This window comes from Bacillus cereus group sp. N8, assembly GCF_016483685.1.
Taxonomy (GTDB): Bacteria; Bacillota; Bacilli; order Bacillales; family Bacillaceae_G; genus Bacillus_A; species Bacillus_A proteolyticus.
The window spans coordinates 1-512 of record NZ_JAEHBK010000129.1 but is presented as its reverse complement, the minus strand read 5'-3'; the positions used below and the strand labels follow the sequence as shown (position 1 = coordinate 512).

Here is a 512-nt window from a genome sequence, read left to right as displayed (position 1 = left end):
TCTAGAAAACAGGATATAGGAGAATCAGACATGAGGTACTTTAAAGGAAAACAATTCAAGAGAGATATCATTTTAGTAGATGTCGGCTACTACTGCCGTTTTTCTTTAAGTTATCGCGATGTATCTGAAATCCTGAAAGAACGTGGTATTTCAGTTCATCCAACAACCATCATGCGATGGGTTCATGAATATGGAAATCTCATCTATCAAATTTGGAAAGTAAAAAATAAATCTGCACGCTTATCTTGGCATTTGGACGAGACGTATATCAAAGTTAAGGGAGAATGGCGTTATCCCTATCGTGCAATTGATAAAGATGGAAACACGTTGGATATTCAACTTCGTAAAAAACGGGATCATCAGGCTGCCTATGCCTTTATGAAAAGATTAGTAAAACATTTTGGAGAACCAACAGTTCTCACTACAGACAAAGCTCCGCCCTTGCTTTGTGCGTTCAAAAAACTGAAGAAGAACGGCTTTTATGTACGTACAAAACATTGTACCGTTAAATA

1 protein-coding gene is annotated in these 512 nt (G+C 37.1%); it reads left to right on the top strand.

Annotation, left to right across the window (positions count from 1 at the left end; genetic code table 11):
• Nucleotides 1–30: 30 nt before the first annotated feature.
• The coding region (locus JDS80_RS30710; RefSeq protein WP_199640819.1) for an IS6 family transposase at nt 31–512 on the top strand (482 nt) is incomplete at its 3' end.